Raw genomic sequence first — 23,508 nt, forward strand, 5'->3', positions numbered from 1 at the left:
ATCAAACTAGTGCTTAAAGCGCAGCAATCTGCTCCATACTTTGCTTAATTTTCGCTAACTGATCAGCAAACTCAGCCAATTTCACTTTTTCACCCTCAACAACCGCTGCTGGTGCTTTCGCTACGAAACCTTCATTCGAAAGTTTATTGGCAATTTGATCATGCTGCTTTTGAACCTTATCCAAGTCCTTCTGCAAACGACCCAATTCAGCTTTAGGATCAATTAAGCCTTTCATTGGTACAAATACCGATGCATGACCTACAACACTTGAAGAAGAAAGCGGTGGCTCTTCGCCTTGTGCCAAGAAAGTAATGCTTTCAACTTTCGCCAATGCCTTAAATAACGCTTCGATACGCGTGATTTGCTCACGTTCAGCATCAGAAATGTTTTGCAGCAATACTGGCAATAAACGCGCATTACCCAAGCCCATTTCACCACGGATGTTACGTACCGCACCAATCAGGCCTTGTAACCACTGCATATCAGCTTCAGCTTGATCATTCACCTTCGCTTGATCAGGTACAGGGTATTGCGCAGTCATAATCGTAGCACCGCCTTTGCCTAACATCGGCGCAAGCGTTTGCCAGATTTCTTCAGTCAAATACGGCATTAATGGATGTGCCAAACGTAAAGAGGCTTCCATTACTGCAAGTAATACACGGCGAACTTCGGCTTTACGCTCTTCTGATACATTGGCATCGTTCAGAACCGGTTTGGTTAACTCAACGTACCAGTCACAGTATTCATTCCAGATAAAGTCATAGATCGCTTGCGCAGCAAGGTCTAAACGATAGGTCGCGAATGCCTGATGTACCGCAGCTTCTGCTTTTTGCAGACGGCTCATGATCCATTGTTCAGGCAGTTCCCAAAGATTAGGACGTGCTTCTTGGCCAACAGTTTGACCTTCCACATTCATCAATACGAAACGGGTCGCGTTCCAGATCTTGTTACAGAAGTTACGGTAACCTTCAACACGCTTCATGTCGAACTTGATGTCACGACCGGTATTGGCAAGCGCACAGAAAGTGAAACGAACCGCATCTGTACCGTAAGCCTGAATGCCTTCCGGGAATTCTTTGCGTGTCGATTTCTCAATCTTCGCTGCCTGTTTCGGATTCATCAAACCTGTGGTACGTTTTGCAACAAGGCTTTCAAGATCGATACCGTCAATCAGGTCGAGTGGGTCAAGCACGTTACCCTTAGACTTCGACATCTTCTGGCCTTCGCCATCACGCACTAGGCCGTGAACGTAAACGGTCTTGAATGGAATCTGTGATGTCCCGTCTTCATTTTTCATGAAGTGCAGGGTCATCATGATCATACGTGCAACCCAGAAGAAGATGATGTCAAAACCTGTTACCAATACATCAGTCGGGTGGAAAGTTTTAAGGAAATCATTGGCCGCATCTTTCTCTGCATCACCGGTCCAACCTAAGGTCGAGAAGGTCCACAGGGCAGAGGAGAACCATGTATCCAGTACATCTTCATCCTGGTTCAGAGCAGTATCCGCAGGGATGTTATTTTTGGCACGAACTTCAGCTTCGTCACGACCCACATATACATTGCCTTCAGCATCGTACCAGGCTGGAATACGGTGACCCCACCACAACTGACGTGAAATACACCAGTCCTGAATGTTGTTCATCCACGCCATATACATGTTGCTGTATTGCTCTGGAACAAACTTGATACGACCATCTTTTACCGCTTCGATTGCAGGCTCTGCCAATGGCGCAATTTTCACATACCATTGGTCAGTCAATAGTGGCTCAATGATCACGCCAGAACGGTCACCGCGAGGTGGTTTCAAGGTATACGGTTGAATCTGTTCTAACCAGCCTTCAGCTTCAGCCTGTTCAACCAGTTTCTTACGCGCTTCAAAACGTTCTAAACCGATATAGTCTGCTGGCGCAGCAATGGTTTTAGAAATCTGCTCGCCCGCTTTGGCAATGTATTCAAACTCGGCCAGAACTTCTGCATTTTTATTGAAGATATTGATGATTGGCAATTCACAACGCTTACCTACTTCATAGTCATTGAAGTCGTGCGCAGGGGTGATTTTTACACAGCCGGTACCAAATTCTTTATCGACATATTCGTCTTTAACGATTGGAACGGCACGACCGGTAATTGGCAGGATAATGTTCTGACCCACAAGATGTGCATAGCGTTCATCATCCAGTGCCACCGCAACAGCGGTATCACCCAGTAGGGTTTCAGGACGTGTGGTTGCGACTACAATGTGATCTTTACCATCGTGGGTACGCAGTGATTTGTCTTCAAAGAAATATTTGAAGTGCCACAATGAACCTGCTTCTTCTTTATCTGACTCAACTTCGAGATCAGACAGCGCAGTTTGTAGTTTCGGGTCCCAGTTAACCAGACGCTTGCCACGATAGATCAAGCCATCTTCATGCAGTTTGACGAACACTTCTTTCACTGCATTGGATAGACCTTCGTCCATGGTGAAACGTTCGCGTGACCAGTCTACAGATGAGCCGAGACGACGGATCTGACGGGTAATGGTACCGCCTGACTGTTCTTTCCATTCCCAGATTTTTTCGATGAACTTTTCACGGCCCAGGTCATGACGGCTAATGTTTTGCGCACCCAATTGACGCTCGACCACCATCTGCGTTGCAATACCTGCGTGGTCAGTCCCCGGTTGCCATAAGGTATTTTTACCCATCATACGGTTATAACGGGTGAGGGCATCCATGATGGCATTGTTAAAGCCATGCCCCATGTGCAAGCTACCGGTGACGTTCGGTGGTGGAATCATGATACAGAATGATTCACCTTGACCTGAAGGTTTGAAGTAACCCTGTTGTTCCCAGATTTGATACCACTTCTTTTCGATCTCGGTTGGATCGTAAGTGGTTGCAATATTTTGAGCAGATTGAGCGTCAGTCATAGTACAGAAGATTAAAATTGAATAAAAAATTGCATCTATTGTAGCAAAAAATCCTCGCTTCTGTAGGTCTTTCAGCATGCCATCGCCGATTCAATAGAGCCGCTCAAATAATGTCTGCATTCCGGTTTGTTGCAGTGACATGAGAGCACATCCAGTTTCTTGAGCACAGATGACCTGATTGCAGGCAAGACGGGCTGAATCCTGATAAGGCACTTATAAACTTTGATTTTTTCTCATAAAACCGATGAAAGGCGTTGGATTTTTAAGCAAATAAGATTAGATTTGTGTGTAATGCATCACATAACTCAAAAATATTGATGCGTAAAACAACAATATAAAAATGCGAAAACTAAAAAGGGATGATGCTCATGAGTTATTCAATTCTGTTGAAGATTAATGAAGTTACGCATGGACAGTTTGAAACAATTCGCCAGCAATTGAATGCGGGGGCGTCTGAAAGTCAGGCTCGTCTGCTGGGAGAGGTCTTGTCGGAAATCGCCTGTGATATTGTTGAGCAGGTCTTTTCCGTGTTATTGATCCAGAATCGCCAGCCGACCCAGTTAACGCAAAAATATACGGCTGAATCTGAAAAAATCATCCAGCAAATTATTGGCGCGGTACGTAAATATATGCCTTGGTCGATTTCATTTTTTGGCAATGAACGGCTATGTCCCTTTGCCAACTATTTTTCCGATATGATCAAGTATCACGATGAGCAGGTCTATGTGTCTTATCCGATTGACCGACATTTGGTACAACAGGCACGCGCCTTGGTGACCCGACTCAAGAATAATGAGATCAGTGATATGGTCGATGTGTTCCAGACCCTGATCCAGATTGTGGATCTGGGCGTAACCAACCTGATCCGTGAACCGAAAAAATGTCTTCACTTTAATACCGTGGTGGATAAAACCCTGAACGGGGTGATTAATATGACGGCTCATCTCAGTTATAAACGTTTGGAAAAAATGAGCGATCAGGTCGATAGCAATGCTGCAACTGATTGTGTGAACCATTTTTTAGCATTTATGCATGTCGATAGCGAATAGAGTGTGATAAATTCGGCGCATACAACGCCAAAAATGATAGAAAAATAGATTGGATAAAAGGGCTTGTTCAACAAGCTCTTTTTTTTCAATCTAACAATTAGGGTTATTAGAATGAACACCGCCGTTTTTTTAAATATTCATGCGGATACTTATGCACGTTTTGCACATATTCGGACACAATTATTGCAAGGGAGCAAAGAAAGCCAGGCCAGTGCTTTAGGCAGTGTCTTGTCCGAGATGGCCTGTGAAGTCATGGAACAGGTTTTTATCGTTTTATTACAAGAAAATCAGCAATATTCGCAAACAGGCGAATCTGAAAAAGTGATTCAGCAGATTCTGGACGCCATTCGTAAATATATGCCTTGGTCGATTTCATTTTTTGGTAATGACCGTTTAATTCCGCTGGTTGAATATCTTTCCAAAACCTTACAGATCGAAGATGAAACGGTTTATATGACCTATCCGGTCAAGCAGCCGTTGGCCGAGCAGGTCAAGGCGTCTAGCCAGAAACTGGCCAATGGCGATCACAACGAAATTTCAAAGTCACTTAAATTACTCACCGAAGTCATTGATGCAGGGGTTGATCACCTGATTCGTGAACCAAAAAAATGTTTAAAATTCAATTTTGTGGTGGATAAAACCTTAAATGGCGTGATTAACATGACCACGCATCTGGGCTATAAACGTCTGGAAAAATTAAGTACCCAGATTGATCAGCAACTGGCTGCAACCTATGTGGATTACTTCCTCAAATTCATGCGGCATTCAGCATAGGCAGGATATAAAAAATGGCAAAACTTAAAAGTCTTGAAAATAAAGTGGTCTGGATTACCGGTGCTTCATCGGGTTTAGGCAAAGCGCTGGCACGTGAATGTGCATTGCAAGGCGCGCAGGTGGTTTTGACCTCACGCCGTTATGATGAGCTGGAAGCGGTACGGGTCGGGTTACTCAAGCCTGAACAGCATCTCTCGATTGCTGCCGATATTACCGACGAAGCGCAGGTACGTCATGCGCATGAACAGGTGCTGGCAGCAAAGGGACGGATTGACTGGCTGATCAATAATGCCGGTCTGAGCCAGCGTGCCTTGATTCAGGACACCACCATGCATACTGAACGTGCCATTATGGAAGTCGATTACTTCTCGCAAGTGTTCTTTACAAAGACCGTATTGCCGACTTTCCTGAAACAGCAATCAGGCCGTGTGGTATTTGTCTCCAGTGTTGCAGGGCTACTCGGTACGCAATATCGCGCGACCTATTCGGCTGCCAAAGCCGCCATTCATATGTGGGCCAATAGCTTACGTGCCGAAGTTGCCAATGACGGTGTTGAAGTGTCAGTAGTTTTCCCCGGTTTTGTCAAAACCAATGTGTCTTTCAATGCATTAAATGGCGAAGGTAAACCGCAAGGCCATCAGGATGAAGCGATTGAAAATGGTCTGGATGCCGATGTATTTGCCGAACGGATGGTGGAATCCTTGATGGCAGGGGATGAGTACATTGTGGTGGGGGGTAAAAAAGAGCATCTCGGCGTACTGGTGTCGCGTTTATCGCCGGGTTTGCTGTATAAAATGATCCGCAAAATGAAAGTGAAGTAAGTATCACAATGAGGTATTTAAAAGTGTGTAGCCATGGCCGATAGCCCGCGTTTGCCTGACTCTGTCTCTGGTCATCGCGTATCGATTGCCTCTATTGTCGGCTATGTGGTGCTTGCATTACCCGCCAGCATTGTTGTGGGTGGCGGATTGAGCTGGCTATTCACCTTTAATATGGCAGACTTTGAAGGTGGCAGCGGCTATGCTGCGATCTTCGTTTTTATGTTGACAGCACCGATCAGCTTGTTAGCCACTCTGATTGCCTTGCCGATTATGATTAAAAAGAAACCAACAATTGTGCCTACTGTTATATGGGTTTTTGCGGGCTTAACTTTACTATTGCTTTTATATGTCACAAGTATCATGTAGTTGCCTGAAATAATGAAGAATCTGGTCTGACTGATAGATGCCAAAGGTAGAATGAAATGACAGTAGATAGCCGCAAGAAAGCCGTTTTTAACTGGAGCGGGGGCAAAGACTCTGCTTTGGCCTTGTATAAAGTCTTACAAGAAAAAGAGTTTCAGGTTATCGCACTATTGACCACGGTCAATGAAGAGACTGAACTGTCTTCGATGCATGCGATACCACATAGACTGCTAGAAAAACAGGCTGAGAGTATTGGCATTCCGCTTTATCCGGTATTTCTGCCCAAAAACCTTCCCGTATATGAACAACTTATGCTGGAAGCCGCCAATCACTTTAAAGCGCAAGGGGTGGAGCATTTTATCTTTGGCGATATTTACCTGAGCGATGTACGGCAATATCGTGAAGAGCGTTTGCACCCTTTAGGCATTGAAGTGGTGGAGCCGATCTGGAACCTGAACTCGGCTGAGGTAATGCAGGATTTTCTGGATTCAGGAATCAAAACCAAAATCATCGTGACCGATGCCAGCAAACTTGATGAATCCTTTATCGGGCAGGATATTGATGCCGCTTTGCTTGAGCGTATGCCAGCGGAGGTGGATGTTTGTGGTGAAAATGGCGAATATCATAGCTTTGCTTATGCAGGTGCTTTATTCAAGCATCCTGTTGAGTTTGAAATCGCGGAAACACGTCAGCTGTCATATGAATTTAAGCTGGACAATGGCGAAGAAAAAACCTATCACTACTGGCAGGCGATTTTTGCAGAGTAGCACCCAGGTCCTGTATATGACACAGGACGGTTGAAATTTATTAAATTATTTCTTTATTTTTAATGGGTTAAAGCGGTTTGATCAACATTATGGAGCTTATGCACAATCGCTAGATCGATTGTGTTTTACCCCAATAGAACCACACCGTAGCAAGCAGGTCTGAGCGCTGCTTCGGGTTGCACAAAAATGAAAAAAGCTTGCCTCACTTTAACCGTGAAGGCATGGAGATTGTAGATGGAACGACGACTTTCACTTTTGGCCAAGGAACGTACGATTGCCCACGCGGGCTATAACCGTTGGCTACTGCCACCTGCCGCACTGGCAATTCATCTCAGTATTGGTATGGCCTATGGCTTTTCCGTATTTTGGTTGCCCTTGTCCAAAGCTCTGGGAATTGATGTGCCGATTGAATGTAAAGATATCGGTTTGCTTGAACAACTGTTCACCACGACCTGTGATTGGACAGTGTCTACCCTAAGCATCATGTACACCTTGTTTTTTGTATTCCTGGGCTCATCTGCCTTTTTATTTGGGGGGTGGCTTGAGCATGCAGGACCACGGAAGGCGGGTGTGGTTGCGGCATTTTGCTGGGCTGGTGGTTTGATCCTGGCGGCGCTAGGTGTATATACGCATCAATTGTGGCTGTTGTGGCTAGGAGGGGGAATCGGAGGCATCGGGCTGGGACTGGGTTATATTTCGCCTGTATCTACCCTGATTAAGTGGTTCCCGGACCGTCGAGGTCTCGCCACAGGTCTTGCCATCATGGGCTTTGGTGGCGGTGCCATGATTGGCGCGCCGCTCGCGGATCAGTTGATGAAGTTTTTCGCGACCGATATTTCTGTAGGTGTATGGCAAACCTTTCTGGTCTTAGCCGCCGTTTACTTTGTTTTTATGATGGGAGGTGCATTCGGTTATCGGATTCCGCCTTCAAACTGGAAACCAAGTGGCTGGCAACCCGCAGCAAGCCAAGCGAATGCGCTGGTCACCAGTCGTCATGTACATTTAAATAAGGCATGGAAAACCAAGCAGTTTTGGCTGATTTGGGGCGTACTGTGCTTAAATGTTTCGGCAGGTATTGGTATTTTAGCGATGGCGTCTCCGTTGTTGCAGGAAGTGTTTGGTGGACGTCTGATAGGTTTAGAGATCGGGATCAATGAATTAAATACAGAACAAAAAATGCAGATTGCGACCTTTGCCGCAGGATTTACCGGTTTACTGTCATTATTTAATATTGGTGGGCGCTTCTTCTGGGCATCTGCATCGGATTTTATTGGCCGTAAAAATACCTATTTTATTTTTCTGGCCTTAGGCTTCTTATTATACGTTTCGATCCCGCAACTGGCTCATGCCGAAAACCTGCCTTTATTCGTTTTAGCTTTCTGCGTCATTCTGTCCATGTATGGCGGGGGCTTCGCTACAGTACCTGCTTATCTGGCGGATATTTTTGGTACCCAAATGGTCGGGGCAATTCATGGTCGTTTGCTGACTGCATGGTCTGTGGCTGGTGTATTGGGCACCTTGCTGATTACCAATATTCGAGATTATCAACTGGCGCATGGCGTGGCTCAAGCGCAATCTTATGATACGACCATGTATATTCTGGCGGCTATGCTAGCCATTGGATTTGTCCTCAATTTAATGGTCAAGCCAGTTGATGAAGATCAATACATGACCGAGGCTGAATTGGCTGCCGAGAAGGCCTTGGCTCATGAGAAATTACCGCAAGATTTAAGCCTGAATCATGATGTAGTACATGCACCTTCCAAGACAATTACTGTGGTACTGGCCTGGCTGGTGGTGGGTCTGCCTTTGCTGGCAGGCATTTGTTTTACCTTACAAAAGGCGATCGTTTTATTTCATTAACCTGAAAATCCTAGTCATAAAAAATGCCTCGAGTCATGAGGCATTTTTTTTATTGTGTTCGATCTGTCTGGTGCGGCTTGAGAATATGCGACTAGAACAGCTTATTCGATGATTGCCGTTCCATAAGCAAACACTTCAACCATGCCACCTTGCATCCCCAGTTCTGTCGTACTGAGGCGAACGCCCATAATCTGTTTAGCGCCCATAGCATGCGCTTCTTGCTTCAGGCGAACCACAGCTTCACGACGCGCACGTTCCACCACACTTTCATAGCTGACCAGACGCCCCCCAAAGAAGTTGCGAATGGAGGCCAGTACATATTTAAAATAATCGTGAGAGATCACCACATTACTGCTGATCATTTGCCCTGATGCTGTGGTGTGTACAAAGCGATTGGTATCAATCCGGATATGGGCGAACTGTTGTTCTTTCTGATCCAGTTCACGTAAGTGTTTTTGCTCGATATGGCGACCAAAGCCCCAACCCACAGTAAACAGGATCAGAAACAGGACAATCTGAAAAATTAATCCTTCCATATGCTTGCCTATGCGCCGAATGGATCAGGAAGTTTAGGTGCAACAGGCTGCACCACCACCGCTGTACCATAAACAAACAGCTCAGATGCACCTTGGGCAATATTTGAGGTCGAGAAACGGATGCCCACAATGGCATTGGCACCTAAAGCTTTTGCCTTATCAATCATCCGTTGTGTGGCTTCTTGGCGTGACTCTTCGAGTAGTTCGGTATAGCCTGTCAGTTCACCGCCGACAATATTCTTTAAACCCGCCATCAGGTCACGTCCGACATGCTTACTGCGGACGGTGCTGCCATAAACCACATCAAGCTGACGTAAAATTTCATGGCCGGGTACAGATTCTAAACTGCTCAGTAACATTGTTTTCTTCTAAATCATCAATATTTCAGTGTTTGAAGATAAGAAATATTCGCAATTGTTGCAATAAAAAAGCTCACCGAAGTGAGCTTTTTTGTCTGCAAAATCAAATTATTTTGCGTAGTGCTGTTGTGAGCTTGAAGGCTGGTGCGTAACCGTCTCGCTGGTTGAGGCTTTTAAGCCGCCACCCAGTGTTTTATAGAGCTCAACCTGATTGTTCAGGTCAGCCTGTTGCAATAACAACAAGCCTTGTTCCGCTGAGTAAGCAGAACGCTGAGCATCCAACACGGTCAGGTAACTATCAATACCAGCACGGAAGCGGGCATTTGAAAGTTTATAGGTCGTATTGGTCGCATCAACCAAACGGCGTTGCGCAGTTAAACGATCGCCAATGTTGGCACGTGTTGCCAAGGCATCATTCACTTCACGGAAAGCTGACTGGACAGACTTCTCATAGTTAGCCAATGCAATTTTCTGATCTGTTTCAGAGATTTTGATGTTGGCCTTACGTGTACCCCAGTCAAAGATCGGGATATTCAGGCTTGGACCAATTGACCATAATCCATTGGCTGATTTGAATAAATCACTCAAGTCAGTCGATGCATAACCCGCAGAACCGGTCAGGCTAATGGTTGGGAACAGTTGTGCTTTGGCAGCACCAATATTCGCACCCGCAGCACTTAACTGGTATTCAGAGGCTTTGACATCCGGACGGTTGTTCAATAAGTCACTTGGTAAACCGGCACTTAATACACCTTGTCGGGTGATACGCGCAACTTGCTGTTGTGGCAACAGATTCTGAGGAACCTGCTGGCCCACCAGTAAGTTCAACAGGTTTTGTGCCTGAGCAATCTGGGTTTTGTAGTTGGCCACATCATTACGTGCTGTTTCAACTGAAATCTGTGCCTGACGTACAGGAATTTCACTATCAATACCGACATCAAAACGTTTTTTGTTCAGGTTGAACGAGTCTTGTTGCGCTTTTAGCGTCTGATCTGCAAGTTTAAGTTGTGCACTTGCAAACGAGTAATTTAACCAAGCCTGAGTGACCTGACCAATTAAGCTGATTTGCGTGGCATCACGTGAACTTTGCGTCGCGAGATAGCTATCTAGGGCTGCATCTTTCAGGCTGCGTACACGACCCCAGAAATCCAGCTCATAAGAGGTCAGACCCAAGCCCACCTGATAGGTTGAATAGGGGTTGCCCGGATCACGGCTAGGGGTGACCTGACGAACGGCACTACCACTTGCGCCAATGGTTGGCAACTGGTTGTTTTCCGAGATCTGGTATTGCTGCTGAGCTTTTTGAATATTCAAAGTAGCGGTACGTAAATCACGGTTATTGGCAAGCGCCATATCAATCACTTGCAGTAAGCGCTGGTCAGCAAAGAAATCTTTGTAACCTTGTTCCGCGATTGATGTTCCAGAAGCATTGCCATAAGACGCGTAGCTTTCAGGAATATCTGAGCTTACCACAGGCTCTGGCCCGCGCATGCTTTGGCAGGCAGCCAAAGACAGCGCGAGTGCAGAGATTGCAATGCCACGACTGGAAATAGACCATACAGTTTGCATCACGATCAATGCTCCTGAGTATTTAAAGTTTTAGGTTTGTACTTAAAGATACTACGAATCCACACGAAGAATACAGGGATGAAGAAGATACCTAAAAGTGTTGAAGAAATTACACCACCCAGTACACCATAACCGACCGAGTGTTGGCTACCCGCACCGGCACCGCTTGCAAGGGCAAGTGGCAGTACACCGAAACCGAAAGCCAGTGTAGTCATGACGATTGGGCGTAAACGCATTTTTGCTGCATGTAAGGTTGCTTCAAACAGGTCTTCACCTTGTTCTTGCAATTCTTTGGCGAATTCGACAATCAGAATGGCGTTCTTCGCTGAAAGACCGATTACCGCAACAATCGCCACCTGGAAGTAGATGTTAAAGGATAAGTTTGGATCTCCTTTAATGATCATACCTAACCAGGTCAGTGTAAATGCACCGACGATACCTAATGGTACAACCAGTAATACCGACACAGGGACTGACCAGCTTTCATATAATGCAGCAAGACACAGGAACACGATCAATAATGAAAGAACCAGTAATGGTGCTGTCTGGCTACCAGAATCACGTTCTTCCAGAGATAAACCGCTCCACTCATAGTCGAAACCGGTTAAGCCCATTGATGGTAACTTACCAATGATTTCCTCCATGGCGATCATTGCATCACCAGAGCTGACGCCCGGTGCAGGAGTACCCTGGATGTTCACCGATGATACGCCGTTATAACGCTCTAGACGAGGAGAACCGTAAGTCCATTCACCTTTGGCAAAGCCAGAGAATGGAACCATTTCACCCTTGTTATTACGTACATACCACTTGTTTAGGTCTTCAGGCATCATGCGTGTATTCGCTTCACCCTGAACATAAACTTTCTTCACACGACCACGGTCAACGAAGTCATTGATATATGAACCACCCCAAGCCATGCTCATGGTGCTGTTAATATCTGCAAGGCTAACACCCATTGCACCTGCTTGCGCCTGATCAATGGTGATCTGGTACTGTGGTGTATCTTCCTGACCATTCGGACGCACACCGGCAAGACGTTTGTCTTGTGATGCCATGCCTAATACCGCATTACGTGCCGCAATCAGTTTCTCATGACCTTGACCGCTTACATCTTTCAACTGGATATCGAAACCAGACGCGACACCCAATTCAGGCATTGCAGGTAACTGTAATGGCATGATGTACGATGCATCTTTCACAATCATGTTCAATGCCATACCACGTTGAATAATGGCACCGATCTGTGATTCAGGCGTTGTACGCTCGCTCCAGTCTTTTAACTTGATGAAGGCCAGACCCGCGTTTTGACCGACCCCTGTGAATGAGAAACCAGCCACAGTAAAGATCGAATCGACGTTTTCTTTTTCCTTGTTCAGGAAATAGCCTGTCATGGTATCAATGACTTTATCGGTACGCTCCAAGCTTGCGCTCGGTGGTAACTGCACTAAGGTCATGACCACACCCTGGTCTTCTTCTGGCAAGAATGAAGATGGCAACATTTTGTAGATGCCGACCAAAGCTGCGATCACCGCAATATAAAGCACACCAGAGAATAACTTGTGGTGAGTCATGCGATTGACACCACCTTGGTATTTCACTGCAACTTTTTCGAAGCTACGGTTAAACCAGCGGAAGAAGCGCGCAAAAATGTTATTGCTTTGTTCTTTGTTTGGATCATGTTGCTTTAACAGGGTCGCACACAGGGCAGGGGTAAAGGTTAATGCCACGATCAAAGAAAGGATCATCGCCGTAACCAAGGTGATGGAGAACTGACGGTAAATTACCCCGGTGGTTCCACTAAAGAATGCCATCGGTACGAATACCGCGGTTAATACACTGGTAATACCCACCAGCGCACCAGAAATCTGACTCATCGACTTTTCGGTCGCAGGCACAGGTTCCAGATGTTCTTCTTGCATCACCCGTTCAACGTTCTCGACCACAACGATGGCATCATCGACCAGAAGACCGATGGCCAGTACCATGGCGAACATGGTCAAGGTGTTAATCGAGAAACCGAAGATATTAATTACGGCAAATGTACCCAGTACAACCACAGGTACCGCCAGAGTTGGAATAATCGTTGCGCGCCAGTTCTGCAAGAACAGGAACATCACGATAAATACCAAGACCACTGCTTCAATCAGCGTGTGGACAACACTTTCAATTGATAGACGAATAAACGGAGTGGTGTCATAAGCAAGCTTGTCTTTTAAACCGCTTGGATAGTTATGACGTAACTCGGATAAACGTTTTTCAACCGCTGCTGCTGTATCAAGTGCGTTGGCGCCGGTTGCAAGTTTGATTGCAACACCACCCGCAGGGTTACCATTAAATTTCGAGTCGAACTGATAGTTATCAGAACCCAATTCTACACGAGCGACATCACCCAAACGTACCTGTGCACCATCTGACGAGTTTTTCAGGAAGATGTTTTTAAATTGCTCAGGTGTTTGCAACATGCTTTGTGCATTTACCGTCGCATTCAGGACTTGGCCTGCTGTTGATGGCGCACCACCGAGCTGACCGACTGCAACTTGCGAGTTTTGTGCACGAATTGCGGTTGCCACATCGTTTGGTGTCAGGTTAAAGCTGGTCAGTTTTGCCGGATCTAACCAGACACGCATCGCATACGAACCACCAAACACCTGTAGTTCACCCACACCTGCAACACGACTTAGCGGTTCAGAAATGTTTGAGTTTACATAGTCTTTAATGTCCGATGCAGACAGACTGTTATCTGGCGAATAGAACGCGATAACCTGCAAGAAGCTGGCGCCAGACTTGGTGACTTTTACACCCTGACGTTGTACGTCAGCAGGTAACAGCGCTGTTGCCGATTGCAATTTGTTTTGAACCTGAACCTGTGCGATATCCGGATCGATACCTTGTTCGAAGTTCAAGTTAATGGATGCTTGACCATTACCCGCACTGTTCGATGAAATGTAACGTAACCCATCCAGACCATTCATTTGTTGTTCAATGATCTGGGTAACGGTATTTTCAACAGTTTGAGCAGAAGCCCCAGGATAAGTCGCAGAAATCGTGACCGTGGGGGGGGCAATTGTCGGATATTGTGCAACTGGCATTTTTGTCAGCGTGATAATCCCCGCCAACATAATGACCAGTGCAATCACCCAAGCGAAAATTGGGCGATGGATAAAAAATTGAGCCATGCAATCTACCCCTTAAGCTTCTGAAGTTGCTTTTTGTTCAGCTTTTGGTGAGTTGGCTTGCTTTTGTTGTTCTGCTGCTTTTGGCGCTGCATTCTGACCTTCAGCTGCTTTTGGTTGATAAGGTTTTACAGACACTTCCTGTCCTTCTTTGACCTTAGCCACACCGTCAACAACAACTTTATCACCAGCCTGTAGGCCATTCGTTATAATCCAGTCCTGACCTTTGACACCAGCAGTGGTGACCGGACGGGTTTCAATCACACCTTTGGCATTGACAACCATTGCAATGGCTTGTCCTGTCGGTAAACGAGATACCGCTGCTTGTGGAATCAGGTAAGCATTAGGCAAAATCCCTTGCGAAATCTTGGCAGTTGCATACATGCCTGGTAATAACAAATGGTTTGGATTCGAGAACACCGCACGTAAAGTCACGGTACCTGTATCTGGATTGACACTTGCATCAGAGAATGCCAGCTGGCCTTCGACAGGGTATTCCGACCCATCTTCAAGCGTGATTTTGACACGGGTATTGTTACTGTTATTCAAGCTGCCTTTGCTCAGTTGTTGACGCAGACGCAATAACTCGGCACTTGATTGGTTGATATCCACATAGATCGGATCAAGTTGTTGAATGGTCACCAATGGATCGGCCTGGTTTGCAGTCACCAATGCACCTGGTGTCACCGAAGAACGGCTAGACTGACCAGAAATTGGCGCACGCACAGTTGAGTAGCCCAAGGTAATTTCAGCATTTTTCAATGCGGCTTGAGACGCTGCAACATCTGCTTCAGCCAGTTTGACCTGAGCATTGATATCGTCATATTCTTGTTTAGAAACCGCATTGGTTCCCACAAGTTGACGATAACGGCCTTCTTTTACGCGTAAAGCATTCAGGTTCGCTTGTTGACGTAATAACGCCGCACGTGCATTGTCTGCAGTCGCACGGTTGGTATTTGCATCAATTTGATAGAGTGCTTGACCCGCCTGAACGTAGCTACCTTCAGCAAATAATCGTTTTAAAATTACGCCGCCTGTTTGCGGACGAACTTCTGAAACTTGATACGCAGAGGTTCGGCCTGACAGTTCGACGTTCTGTTCAACGCTTTGTGGTTGAGCAACAATGACACCTACTTCAGCAGGTGGCATTTTTTGAGCAGCAGCAGCTTGCTGTGCATCTTTAGGATCTTTGCTACAACCAACAAGCGCAATGCTTGTTGCTAATGCGCAAGCAGTGAGGGCAGGAGCCCAAAGCTTAGCCGACATCATTATTCCACCTCAATTTAGATTTTTTATCTAAAAACAAATTGTTGCTGAAAGTGCTTTGATACAGCCCAAACCAAAGCAACGCAGTCCAAATCAACCCAATTCCCCAACCGGCAAGAACGTCGGTCGGGTAGTGAACCCCCGCATAAACTCTAGATATCCCCATGAAAATAAACCATAAAGTAGATACTAAAATGACACTGGTGCGATATTTATGTTGTTGGCATAACAACATGATGATACTCGCCAGGGTTGCAGCATAAAGGCTATGGGCACTTGGGAAGGATGCGCCATAACTTTGAACCAAGTGATAAAACTCCATTGGTCTTGGCCGATCAATGCTCCATTTCAGAAGCCAACCAATCACAATACTGCCACTCACGCTTAAAGCGATAAAGGTCACATTCCTATAATTTTTAATCCAGCTTTGGTACACACACAAAATAAAGGTTAAAAATAATAAAAAAGGCATGCCACCCAGACGGGAGAGCAGAACTGTCACATGGTTAAGCGTAAATGAACGGTGCTCAAAAAAAGCTTGAACACTAAAAAGGTCTAAAGTTGATGCGTTGGCATTCATGAATCCAATCGCACCGAGTCCTAAAAAAAAGCAACCAATACAAAGCAATAGGTACGGCATGCGCTACTCATTATTTGCTTAACCGTTGTTCAGGGTTGTTGAGTGTTTGAAAGTGTACTCGCGAGTACACTTTAGGTCAAGTCTTGAAATTTTATGATAATTTCATTTTGAAGTTTTTTTAAGGTTCAGTAAAAAAACATAACAAAATTTGATGCATATCTCATTTTGGCTTTTAAGTGTTTAATGTGGCATTCATGCGCTTTAATCATTTTTTCAGCTGTTGAGAATACATCAATCCATCAAGTTTCTGACAGAACATCTGTAAAAATAAAGTCATAAATTCACCGCATCCGCTGTGCCCGTTTTTTTAAGTTTAACTAAAAAATCCAGTTCAGATCAGCGATCACTTGTTGCACCAAGCGCAGCATAGAAAGGGGCAACCGATCTATTGAAACTATTTCTGGCGGGTTGATTATATCCAAAAATAGTTCAAATGTTAGACTTGTAGTTTGCTGACTTTTCTGTACAAAGTTAATGAGATGATGAGGCGTTTTTAGGCTGCTCTTCCACTTCAACCGGTTGCTTTGGCGGCCAGAAAAAATCGCTTGGTCGGGTCAGGAAGTGGGTCATCACTAATTTGGCCAAAGGTTTCCATTGTGCAAAACGAACCCGGCGAGCACGCAAAGCCACAATAATGGTCAAGGTAAAGCTGACAAATAAGTTGGTGAGACCAATGAGCAGGACGCCGAGGAATGACACGATAATCAGACCGATATCCGGATTACCAATGGTCATTAGACCCTGGATAAAGTTCGCCGAGGCAAAGGCAATATGACGGATATCCAAAGGTAACCCCAGAATGAATCCAATCGTACCCATACTTCCCAGCATAATCCCGAACAGGAAATTACCAGCCAAGGCACCGAGATTGGTCTCAATATAGCTTGCAAATTTATCCAGACGTTTTTGTCCCATCCAGCGCTTGAGACGTGGATGCTGTCTTAGACGCGGCCCTACCTTACGATAGACGGCCAGATTATCAAAATAGCCGGCAATCAGCCCGGATAAAAACAGACAGACGCCGGCAATTGCGGCATGAGGCACCGCTAAAGAAGTGAAGGGGTTGAGACTATGCAGAATTTTTGCCGATTTGGCGTGGTTAAGCAGCGGTTCTCCCAGATTGTATTGCCACAAAAAGGTAATCAGCGCCGCCGTCGGAATCGCAATCGAAATATTCCCCAGAATCGCAATAAACTGGGTCCGGATAATATTAATAATCAAAGCGGCCAGCTCAGCAATCTGAGCGGTTTTACTGCCTTTCTGTTGCTGTACCGTGGTTGCAAGTGCAGCCGCTGTCATGGCTGGCTGTTTGGTCGCCACTGTAAAGTGCAATACGTGAATCAGTAAAAAGCCCAGCGAGTAATTCATACTGAACAAAAAGGCTTGCATTAATGGTGCAAGCACTAAACGTGCAGTTAAAATTTTGAGGCTTGCCATGATGGCAATAATCACACCTGCGCCAGCCGCTGCCTTGTACATACCAAAGAAGCCAGCCTTGTCGGTACTTACATAATGCTCACCCGTTCTACTGGCGTTTTCAGTCACCTGAAGGGCGATCAGTTCACTGGTCGAGTTAAGTAAATGACGAACACTTTTACTATCATAATGCGCTTTGGTCAAATCGATGATCAATTCGCCCAGTGCGGTATAACGCGCTTCAGTTTTACTGGCCAAGAGTGTCAGCAACAGTTCAATCCGGTCCAGAGACTGCTCCAGTAACGATAGCAGATAGGTCAGACTGATACTGACCCCGATCCGTTTGGTGGCACGACGTATTTTAAGTACCACATCACGACACTGGTCCAGCATCACAAAGGCTTGTGAGGCATCAGGTGGGGGTAAAACTACAACCGCATCCTGATCTTCAATCTGTTTTTTATATTTCTCAATGAACTCAATGATATCGCGGTTCTGAACCAGAAAAGGCGATTCGTATTCGATAATATCCGGCTGAGCATTAATAAACTCAGGATACAGGCCAATTCCGCTAATCCGGTAAGATAAAACCGTAATTGCCTTGATCAGTTCGTTTTTGGAAACCTGTTTTTCGATGGTATTGCTTTGACTTTCAGCCAATAGGTTAAATAAGGTCGTCCAGTCCTGATTATCGATCAGATCCAGCCATTCATAATCATTTTCCTGATGAAAGACTTTTCCAATCAGGGTTTTCAGTTGTTGACCATCCTCGACCAGCGGCAGGAAATGTGCCCCTAAACGCTGTCCTAACTGATTCCAGAAACCATCCAGCGAAAGAATGCCGCTATCGGCATATAAACTAATCTGTTTATATTGGCTGATCAGTTTGAGTAAAAAGTTTTGTAGCAGAATGGCAGAGGTTGGGGTGAGTAATAAGATTCTGATCAGGGCGTGAATACGTTGTTTGACTTCATCCGCATCGTTTGGATTTTTAGGGCGGATACGATTGACCAGTTCAATCAGGAGATTTTCATCAAGAACAGCTTGAGGTTGGTCAAGCTGTTCCTGCATTTTTAAAAAAAGATCAGATAAAGTTAAATGCATAAGCAGTCAGAAAAATTATTGTAGTCGATGTAAAGCCATGAGCGTCAAATTGATCAGTGCTTGGCGATATTCATTATCAGGCAGCGCTTTTAATGCTTCCAAAGCCGCATCTGTTTCCTGCTGAGCACGTTTTTGACAATATTCCAGGCCACCAGAGTGATGAACAATTTCAATCACTTTGTCCAGTTGCTCAACACCACCTGTTGCAATACTGCGACGAATAATCGCATGATCATCACCAGTTGAATGAGCTAATGCTGAAATTAACGGTAAAGTTGGTTTACCTTCCATTAAATCATCACCGATATTTTTACCTAATGTTTCTGCATCGGAGGTGTAATCCAGAATATCATCGATGATCTGAAAGGCATTGCCAAAATGGCCGGCGAAGCGACGTAACGGTTCCCGATATTCTTCCGCCCCCGCTAAAATTGCCGCACCTTCAGTCGCAAGTTCGAATAAACGTGATGTTTTGCCGTGAATAATGCTGAGATAGGTTTCTTCGGTGGTATCCGGCTGATGCTGTGATTGCAGTTGCAGAACTTCACCTTCCGCGATTTCACAAGTTCCGGTTGAAAAATCTTTCAATAAGGTCATGTTATTCAGGTCAACCAACAGATCAAACGCACGTGAGATCAGGAAATCACCGACCAGAACTGCAGTCTGGTTGTTCCAGGTTGCATTTGCGGTTGGACGACCACGGCGCAAGCTCGATTCATCGACCACATCATCATGGACCAGTGTAGCGGTGTGCAGCATTTCAATCACGGCCGCCAGATGCTGGGCCTGTTGCATATCGGCCAAACCGCAGGCACGGGCTGCAAGTAGGCACATAATCGGACGCATGCGTTTGCCACCGGCTTCGACCACATGCTTGCTGACACTCATCACCAAACCGACTTTTGAGCTAATTCCTTCATTGATGAGGCGATCCATCGCAGCAAAATCTGTCGCAACAGGGGAGAGAATGTCTTGCTTAAAATCGATAACCATATGAAGAAAAACCTCGTATAGGTGGGTAATGTTGCCAAGTGTAGCAATTAATCTGTGACTAAACTGTTATGCAGACGGTGTAATCCGCTATTTAAAACGCGATCATGAACTCTTTGCTCTTAAATTAGACAGAAAAAGGGCTGTTCCCACCAAGCGTTATTACTTTACTCACCACAGTACAAAATACAGTTTGTTATTGTCACAATTTGTTTTTGAAAATGTATTGCAAATCTTGACGCGAATCAATCAAAAAAGTGCGCCCACAATCTAATTGATTTTACTAAAAATTCCAAGCAAGTTATCGATATACGGGCATTTATGCAAAATTACTTGTTGTTTGAGCAATTTTCACTTAAAATTTGTCCCCTTGTATAACCCCAGTGGCGTTCGTCTTAAGATCGATATGTCCCTTTATCGGCACGACGACACGGGCAAGTTGGAGTACATTATGTACGCAGTAATCCAAAGCGGTGGTAAACAGCACCGTGTTGTTGAGGGTGAAACCCTTAAAGTAGAATTATTGAAAGCTGAAACTGGCGCGACTATTACGTTTGATGACGTATTAATGGTTGTTAACGGTGACAACATTCAAATCGGTGCTCCAGTTGTAGCTGGCGCAAAAGTAACTGCAGAAGTAGTTGGCCATGGTCGTCACGACAAAATCCGCATCATCAAAATGCGTCGTCGTAAACACTACCGTAAGCAACAAGGTCACCGTCAATGGTTTACCGAGTTGAAAATTACTGGTATCGCAGGCTAACACGAGGAGTAAATAGACATGGCAACTAAAAAAGCCGGTGGATCGACGAAGAACGGTCGTGATTCGAATCCTAAGATGTTGGGTGTTAAAGTTTACGGTGGTCAAACTGTAACTGCTGGTAACATCATCGTTCGTCAACGTGGTACTGAGTTCCACGCTGGTGCAAATGTTGGTATGGGCCGTGACCATACTTTATTTGCTACTGCTGACGGCGTAGTAAAATTTGAAGTGAAAGGTCAGTTTGGCCGTCGCTATGTAACTGTTGAAGCTTAAGTTTTAATAGTTCGAGAAAACCCGCGTTGAGCGGGTTTTTTTATGCGGATAAGTTTTAAATTGTGGTTTAGTCCGAAGCTTTTCCAAAGTTTCCGGTTTTTAAGTCTTCATAGGCCTGTAAAATCTCCTCATAACTGTTCATCACAAAAAAGCCATGTCCATTGATTGGTTCCTGCAAGGGAGGCGCCGATAAAAATAACAGATCACAGTTTTCTAAGGCGGTGATCGCAACATCGGTATCAAAACTGGACATTACCGCCAAGGCTTGCTCTTCCAGAAGCTCTTCATCAGCAGCGAACTGCAGTCTGCCTTTGCGTAAATAAATTAAAGTCGTGTCGCCATGATGGGCAGGCAGGATAAGTTGCTGTTGTTTATTTAGATGGACATCTAAAACATTCATTGGGCTATAAGTGTGGGCAATGCCCTGAATATTGCGGAACTGACCAGCCACGATACGCACATAACCTGCCTCATGTTCCAGTGGCACTGTAGGGATGCTATGACTCTGCAAGCTTTGATAGCGCGGAGCTGCCATCTTGTCTTTTGCGGGAAGATTGACCCACAGTTGCAGCATTTCAAAATACCCACCGCGCTCACGAAAGGCGGGGCTAAAATGTTCAGTATGTTGAATACCGGCAGCTGCGGTCATCCATTGCACATCGCCTGATGTCATAATGCCGCCATGGCCGGCAGAATCCTGATGTTGTAATTCACCTGCAAACACAAAGGTCACCGTTTCAAAGCCGCGATGCGGATGTTCATTCACGCCTTTTTTTGGGCTTTTCGGTGCCAGTCGTCCAGGCCCCAGATGATCCAGTAATAAAAAGGGTGAGGTGGTGTTGCCTAGTTCCTGATAAGAAAATACCGACAATGCCGGATAAAAGTCACCAATGGCAAAACGCGTGTCATTACGGTGGATAAAGGCCAGGCTTTTCATGGTGGATTCTGTTCAATATGCTTGGCTTTAGCTTAGCAAACGCTACTGATTCGTCTAGATAAAAACGGATCAATAATTTTCTTTCACCAGACATTGACTTGAGAATGAGTGAATCAGCAAAAAGTTGATTTTTTACTCTTACAATCTCTACATAAAGGTCGCAACTTCATACATAATGCAGAACTTTGCGACACGAACTACACAAAACCTGTGCTTTTCTTCATTTTTTTAATGATCAAAAACAGTAAGATGTCGGCATAACAGTAGAAATCTGATAGAAGGTTGTTTTTATGAATTTCGTAAAAAAAATGGCTTATGCTGCAACATTAAGTGCAATCACACTTGCTCCGGTTGTGAGTAGTCAGGTCTTTGCTGCACCTGTCGCTGCATCGGCTCAGCAAGCAACAAACAGTCTGGTTCAGCAGTTATCTGGCTTGCAACGATTCACCGCAGATTTTGAACAAACCACAAAAGTTGCAAGTAGCAACAGCAATAAAACCGCACAGAAAAAAAGTTTGACCGCTCAACATATGAATCAGACCTTTAAGGGAACGATGAAAGTTGAACGTCCAGGAAAATTTTATTGGGAAACGACCAGTCCGGCCAAACAAACGATCGTGACCACAGGTAAGGTGGTATGGATCTATGATCCTGATTTACAGCAAGCCGTGCGTCAAAGTCTGGATGATCAAATTGCCAATACCCCTGCATTATTATTATCGGGCAATACCAACCAGATCATGCAGTCTTATCGCGTGACCCAGCCGGATCGTAGCAAACTGTATTACACTTTGTATCCGAAACAGCAAGATGGTGCATTCCAAAGTCTCACCATTAGTTTTGGTGCCAATAAAGCACCGAACTTAATGATCTTGCAGGACTCTTTGGGTCAAACCACCTATGTACGTTTCAATAATCTTAAAGTGAATCCGTCGATTCCAGCATCGGTGTTTAATTTTACACCGCCAAAGGGCACAGATATTATTGATCAGTAAATCCTGATTAGATAAAAAAGCCGCAGATGATGCGGCTTTTTTTATTGAACCGTTTATAGATACATTTCTTAATTTCATCTACGGGCAAGGCTTTGTATAGTGAAGAAAAACATCAGAGACGTGTAGGACGATGAATACTTCACAATTATCAAAATTTCTTCCCATTCTTCCTATCCTGACGGTTGTCGCATTAGCCGGGTGTCAGCCGAAAAAAGAAGCGGCTCCCCCGACAGAAAAAACCAGCGATATTCCGCTTATTCATGCCACCGTTACTGCCGTTAAAATTCCAAAACAAAAAGTGTGTCTGGAAGATGGCTGTACCACCTATGACTTGCAAACGGTACACACCAACCAGACCTGGATAGATGACTATTTCATGAACCGGATGAAAAAGGCTGAGCCGAATGCGTTTGCAAATCTGGCTGACCAAGAGGTTAAAGCTCCCGCTGATGGAATGGTGCAAAATGAGAGCAGTACCTCTGTCCGTTTTGTGGGGCAGAATTATAACCTTGCCACCTTTGCCATTCAGAGCTATTCATACTCAACAGGTGCGGCACATGGCATGTCACATCAGGAGTTTGTCAACTTCGACTTGAAGAACAAGAAGCACATTACCGTGAGCGAACTGCTTAAACCGGAGATGAATAATAAACTTCGTGATGAACTGTATGCTGCAAATCAGAACTGGTTAGAACAACATAACATCAAGAAAGACCAGTTACAGGTCAGTGATAATTATTACTATGGTGTGAACGGCATTGTCTTTGTTTATCCATTGTATGAGCTGGCTTCTTATGCAGAAGGAATGAGCGAACTGACCTTGCCATATTATGCGGCGAAGGAGTTTGTCAAAGCCGAATACTTACCGAGCTTGCCAAAAGATGCAGGCTAGTTTGAGTACAGCCTCTACATATCGTGTGTAGAGGCTGTACA

General features: G+C 45.1%; 20 protein-coding genes. 10 read left to right on the top strand and 10 right to left on the bottom strand.

The annotated features are described in order from the left end of the window. Positions 1-13: 13 nt before the first annotated feature. Entirely contained in the window at positions 14-2,914 is a 2,901-nt protein-coding gene (locus J699_RS02370) for a valine--tRNA ligase (protein ID WP_032869876.1), read from the bottom strand. A gap of 368 nt (positions 2,915-3,282) precedes the next feature. On the opposite strand from J699_RS02370, the gene J699_RS02365 reads away from it, so the two are divergent. From J699_RS02365 to J699_RS02340, 6 genes are all read left to right on the top strand, one after another. Further along, positions 3,283-3,963 carry a hypothetical protein gene (locus J699_RS02365; RefSeq protein ID WP_032869874.1) on the top strand — a complete coding sequence of 227 codons (681 nt, stop codon included), beginning with the start codon at positions 3,283-3,285 and terminating at the stop codon, positions 3,961-3,963. A 111-nt stretch (positions 3,964-4,074) separates the two neighbouring features. Continuing rightward, entirely contained in the window at positions 4,075-4,737 is a 663-nt protein-coding gene (locus tag J699_RS02360) for a hypothetical protein (RefSeq protein WP_005227049.1), read from the top strand. Between the two features lie 14 nt (positions 4,738-4,751). Continuing rightward, entirely contained in the window at positions 4,752-5,558 is an 807-nt protein-coding gene (locus J699_RS02355) for an SDR family NAD(P)-dependent oxidoreductase (protein ID WP_032869872.1), read from the top strand. A gap of 33 nt (positions 5,559-5,591) precedes the next feature. Then, positions 5,592-5,924 (top strand): hypothetical protein, encoded by a 333-nt coding sequence (locus J699_RS02350; RefSeq protein ID WP_032869869.1) that lies wholly within the window; start codon positions 5,592-5,594, stop codon positions 5,922-5,924. A 56-nt stretch (positions 5,925-5,980) separates the two neighbouring features. Then, entirely contained in the window at positions 5,981-6,688 is a 708-nt protein-coding gene (locus J699_RS02345) for a diphthine--ammonia ligase (protein WP_032869867.1), read from the top strand. 234 nt (positions 6,689-6,922) lie between these two features. Then, positions 6,923-8,551 (top strand): OFA family MFS transporter, encoded by a 1,629-nt coding sequence (locus tag J699_RS02340; protein WP_032869865.1) that lies wholly within the window; start codon positions 6,923-6,925, stop codon positions 8,549-8,551. Positions 8,552-8,652: 101 nt separating this feature from the next. Here J699_RS02340 and J699_RS02335 read toward each other — a convergent pair whose 3' ends face one another. From J699_RS02335 to sdsA, 8 genes are all read right to left on the bottom strand, one after another. Further along, positions 8,653-9,087, bottom strand: coding sequence for a YbjQ family protein (locus tag J699_RS02335; RefSeq protein WP_032869862.1), 435 nt, complete (start codon positions 9,085-9,087; stop codon positions 8,653-8,655). Positions 9,088-9,095: 8 nt separating this feature from the next. Further along, positions 9,096-9,446, bottom strand: a complete 351-nt coding sequence (locus J699_RS02330; protein WP_005227055.1) for a YbjQ family protein — start codon at positions 9,444-9,446, stop codon at positions 9,096-9,098. Positions 9,447-9,554: 108 nt separating this feature from the next. Beyond that, entirely contained in the window at positions 9,555-11,015 is a 1,461-nt protein-coding gene (gene adeK, locus J699_RS02325; protein ID WP_005227056.1) for a multidrug efflux RND transporter AdeIJK outer membrane channel subunit AdeK, read from the bottom strand. 5 nt (positions 11,016-11,020) lie between these two features. Beyond that, the gene (locus J699_RS02320; protein ID WP_005227057.1) at positions 11,021-14,194 is read right to left on the bottom strand and encodes an efflux RND transporter permease subunit; all 3,174 of its coding nucleotides are present in this window, start codon (positions 14,192-14,194) and stop codon (positions 11,021-11,023) included. Between the two features lie 12 nt (positions 14,195-14,206). Then, positions 14,207-15,460, bottom strand: coding sequence for an efflux RND transporter periplasmic adaptor subunit (locus J699_RS02315; protein WP_005227058.1), 1,254 nt, complete (start codon positions 15,458-15,460; stop codon positions 14,207-14,209). Beyond that, on the bottom strand, positions 15,447-16,097 hold the full coding sequence (locus J699_RS02310) for a phosphatase PAP2 family protein (protein WP_032869860.1): 651 nt from the start codon (positions 16,095-16,097) through the stop codon (positions 15,447-15,449). The genes J699_RS02315 and J699_RS02310 overlap by 14 nt, the downstream gene beginning before the upstream one ends. Positions 16,098-16,568: 471 nt before the next feature. Beyond that, entirely contained in the window at positions 16,569-18,617 is a 2,049-nt protein-coding gene (locus tag J699_RS02305) for a site-specific recombinase (protein WP_005288567.1), read from the bottom strand. Positions 18,618-18,632: 15 nt separating this feature from the next. Further along, on the bottom strand, positions 18,633-19,610 hold the full coding sequence (sdsA, locus tag J699_RS02300; RefSeq protein ID WP_005227061.1) for an All-trans-nonaprenyl-diphosphate synthase: 978 nt from the start codon (positions 19,608-19,610) through the stop codon (positions 18,633-18,635). A 448-nt stretch (positions 19,611-20,058) separates the two neighbouring features. Between sdsA and rplU the strand changes: the two genes are divergently transcribed. Together rplU and rpmA are read left to right on the top strand one after the other, a co-directional pair. After that, positions 20,059-20,370 carry a 50S ribosomal protein L21 gene (gene rplU, locus J699_RS02295; RefSeq protein ID WP_004652230.1) on the top strand — a complete coding sequence of 104 codons (312 nt, stop codon included), beginning with the start codon at positions 20,059-20,061 and terminating at the stop codon, positions 20,368-20,370. An 18-nt stretch (positions 20,371-20,388) separates the two neighbouring features. Further along, the gene (rpmA, locus tag J699_RS02290; protein ID WP_004640422.1) at positions 20,389-20,643 is read left to right on the top strand and encodes a 50S ribosomal protein L27; all 255 of its coding nucleotides are present in this window, start codon (positions 20,389-20,391) and stop codon (positions 20,641-20,643) included. Positions 20,644-20,710: 67 nt separating this feature from the next. Here rpmA and J699_RS02285 read toward each other — a convergent pair whose 3' ends face one another. Continuing rightward, positions 20,711-21,580 (bottom strand): pirin family protein, encoded by an 870-nt coding sequence (locus tag J699_RS02285; protein ID WP_032869858.1) that lies wholly within the window; start codon positions 21,578-21,580, stop codon positions 20,711-20,713. Between the two features lie 290 nt (positions 21,581-21,870). On the opposite strand from J699_RS02285, the gene lolA reads away from it, so the two are divergent. Together lolA and J699_RS02275 are read left to right on the top strand one after the other, a co-directional pair. Continuing rightward, positions 21,871-22,575, top strand: a complete 705-nt coding sequence (gene lolA, locus J699_RS02280; RefSeq protein WP_005227063.1) for an outer membrane lipoprotein chaperone LolA — start codon at positions 21,871-21,873, stop codon at positions 22,573-22,575. Positions 22,576-22,705: 130 nt separating this feature from the next. Further along, positions 22,706-23,467 carry an RsiV family protein gene (locus tag J699_RS02275; protein WP_032869855.1) on the top strand — a complete coding sequence of 254 codons (762 nt, stop codon included), beginning with the start codon at positions 22,706-22,708 and terminating at the stop codon, positions 23,465-23,467. The last annotated feature ends 41 nt before the right edge of the window (positions 23,468-23,508 follow it).

It is taken from the genome of Acinetobacter sp. 1000160 (assembly GCF_000588715.1).
Classification (GTDB): domain Bacteria; phylum Pseudomonadota; class Gammaproteobacteria; order Pseudomonadales; family Moraxellaceae; genus Acinetobacter; species Acinetobacter courvalinii.

Bases quoted from the DNA above. Each gene is read 5' to 3' on its own strand.
- adeK (WP_005227056.1), bottom strand. From the start codon at position 11,015: ATGCAAACTGTATGGTCTATTTCCAGTCGTGGCATTGCAATCTCTGCA.
- J699_RS02330 (WP_005227055.1), bottom strand. From the start codon at position 9,446: ATGTTACTGAGCAGTTTAGAATCTGTACCCGGCCATGAAATTTTACGT.
- J699_RS02355 (WP_032869872.1), top strand. From the start codon at position 4,752: ATGGCAAAACTTAAAAGTCTTGAAAATAAAGTGGTCTGGATTACCGGT.
- J699_RS02305 (WP_005288567.1), bottom strand. From the start codon at position 18,617: ATGCATTTAACTTTATCTGATCTTTTTTTAAAAATGCAGGAACAGCTT.
- J699_RS02335 (WP_032869862.1), bottom strand. From the start codon at position 9,087: ATGGAAGGATTAATTTTTCAGATTGTCCTGTTTCTGATCCTGTTTACT.
- lolA (WP_005227063.1), top strand. From the start codon at position 21,871: ATGAATTTCGTAAAAAAAATGGCTTATGCTGCAACATTAAGTGCAATC.
- sdsA (WP_005227061.1), bottom strand. From the start codon at position 19,610: ATGGTTATCGATTTTAAGCAAGACATTCTCTCCCCTGTTGCGACAGAT.
- J699_RS02320 (WP_005227057.1), bottom strand. From the start codon at position 14,194: ATGGCTCAATTTTTTATCCATCGCCCAATTTTCGCTTGGGTGATTGCA.
- J699_RS02350 (WP_032869869.1), top strand. From the start codon at position 5,592: ATGGCCGATAGCCCGCGTTTGCCTGACTCTGTCTCTGGTCATCGCGTA.
- J699_RS02315 (WP_005227058.1), bottom strand. From the start codon at position 15,460: ATGATGTCGGCTAAGCTTTGGGCTCCTGCCCTCACTGCTTGCGCATTA.
- rpmA (WP_004640422.1), top strand. From the start codon at position 20,389: ATGGCAACTAAAAAAGCCGGTGGATCGACGAAGAACGGTCGTGATTCG.
- J699_RS02370 (WP_032869876.1), bottom strand. From the start codon at position 2,914: ATGACTGACGCTCAATCTGCTCAAAATATTGCAACCACTTACGATCCA.
- J699_RS02360 (WP_005227049.1), top strand. From the start codon at position 4,075: ATGAACACCGCCGTTTTTTTAAATATTCATGCGGATACTTATGCACGT.
- J699_RS02340 (WP_032869865.1), top strand. From the start codon at position 6,923: ATGGAACGACGACTTTCACTTTTGGCCAAGGAACGTACGATTGCCCAC.
- J699_RS02310 (WP_032869860.1), bottom strand. From the start codon at position 16,097: ATGCCGTACCTATTGCTTTGTATTGGTTGCTTTTTTTTAGGACTCGGT.
- J699_RS02345 (WP_032869867.1), top strand. From the start codon at position 5,981: ATGACAGTAGATAGCCGCAAGAAAGCCGTTTTTAACTGGAGCGGGGGC.
- J699_RS02275 (WP_032869855.1), top strand. From the start codon at position 22,706: ATGAATACTTCACAATTATCAAAATTTCTTCCCATTCTTCCTATCCTG.
- J699_RS02285 (WP_032869858.1), bottom strand. From the start codon at position 21,580: ATGAAAAGCCTGGCCTTTATCCACCGTAATGACACGCGTTTTGCCATT.
- J699_RS02365 (WP_032869874.1), top strand. From the start codon at position 3,283: ATGAGTTATTCAATTCTGTTGAAGATTAATGAAGTTACGCATGGACAG.
- rplU (WP_004652230.1), top strand. From the start codon at position 20,059: ATGTACGCAGTAATCCAAAGCGGTGGTAAACAGCACCGTGTTGTTGAG.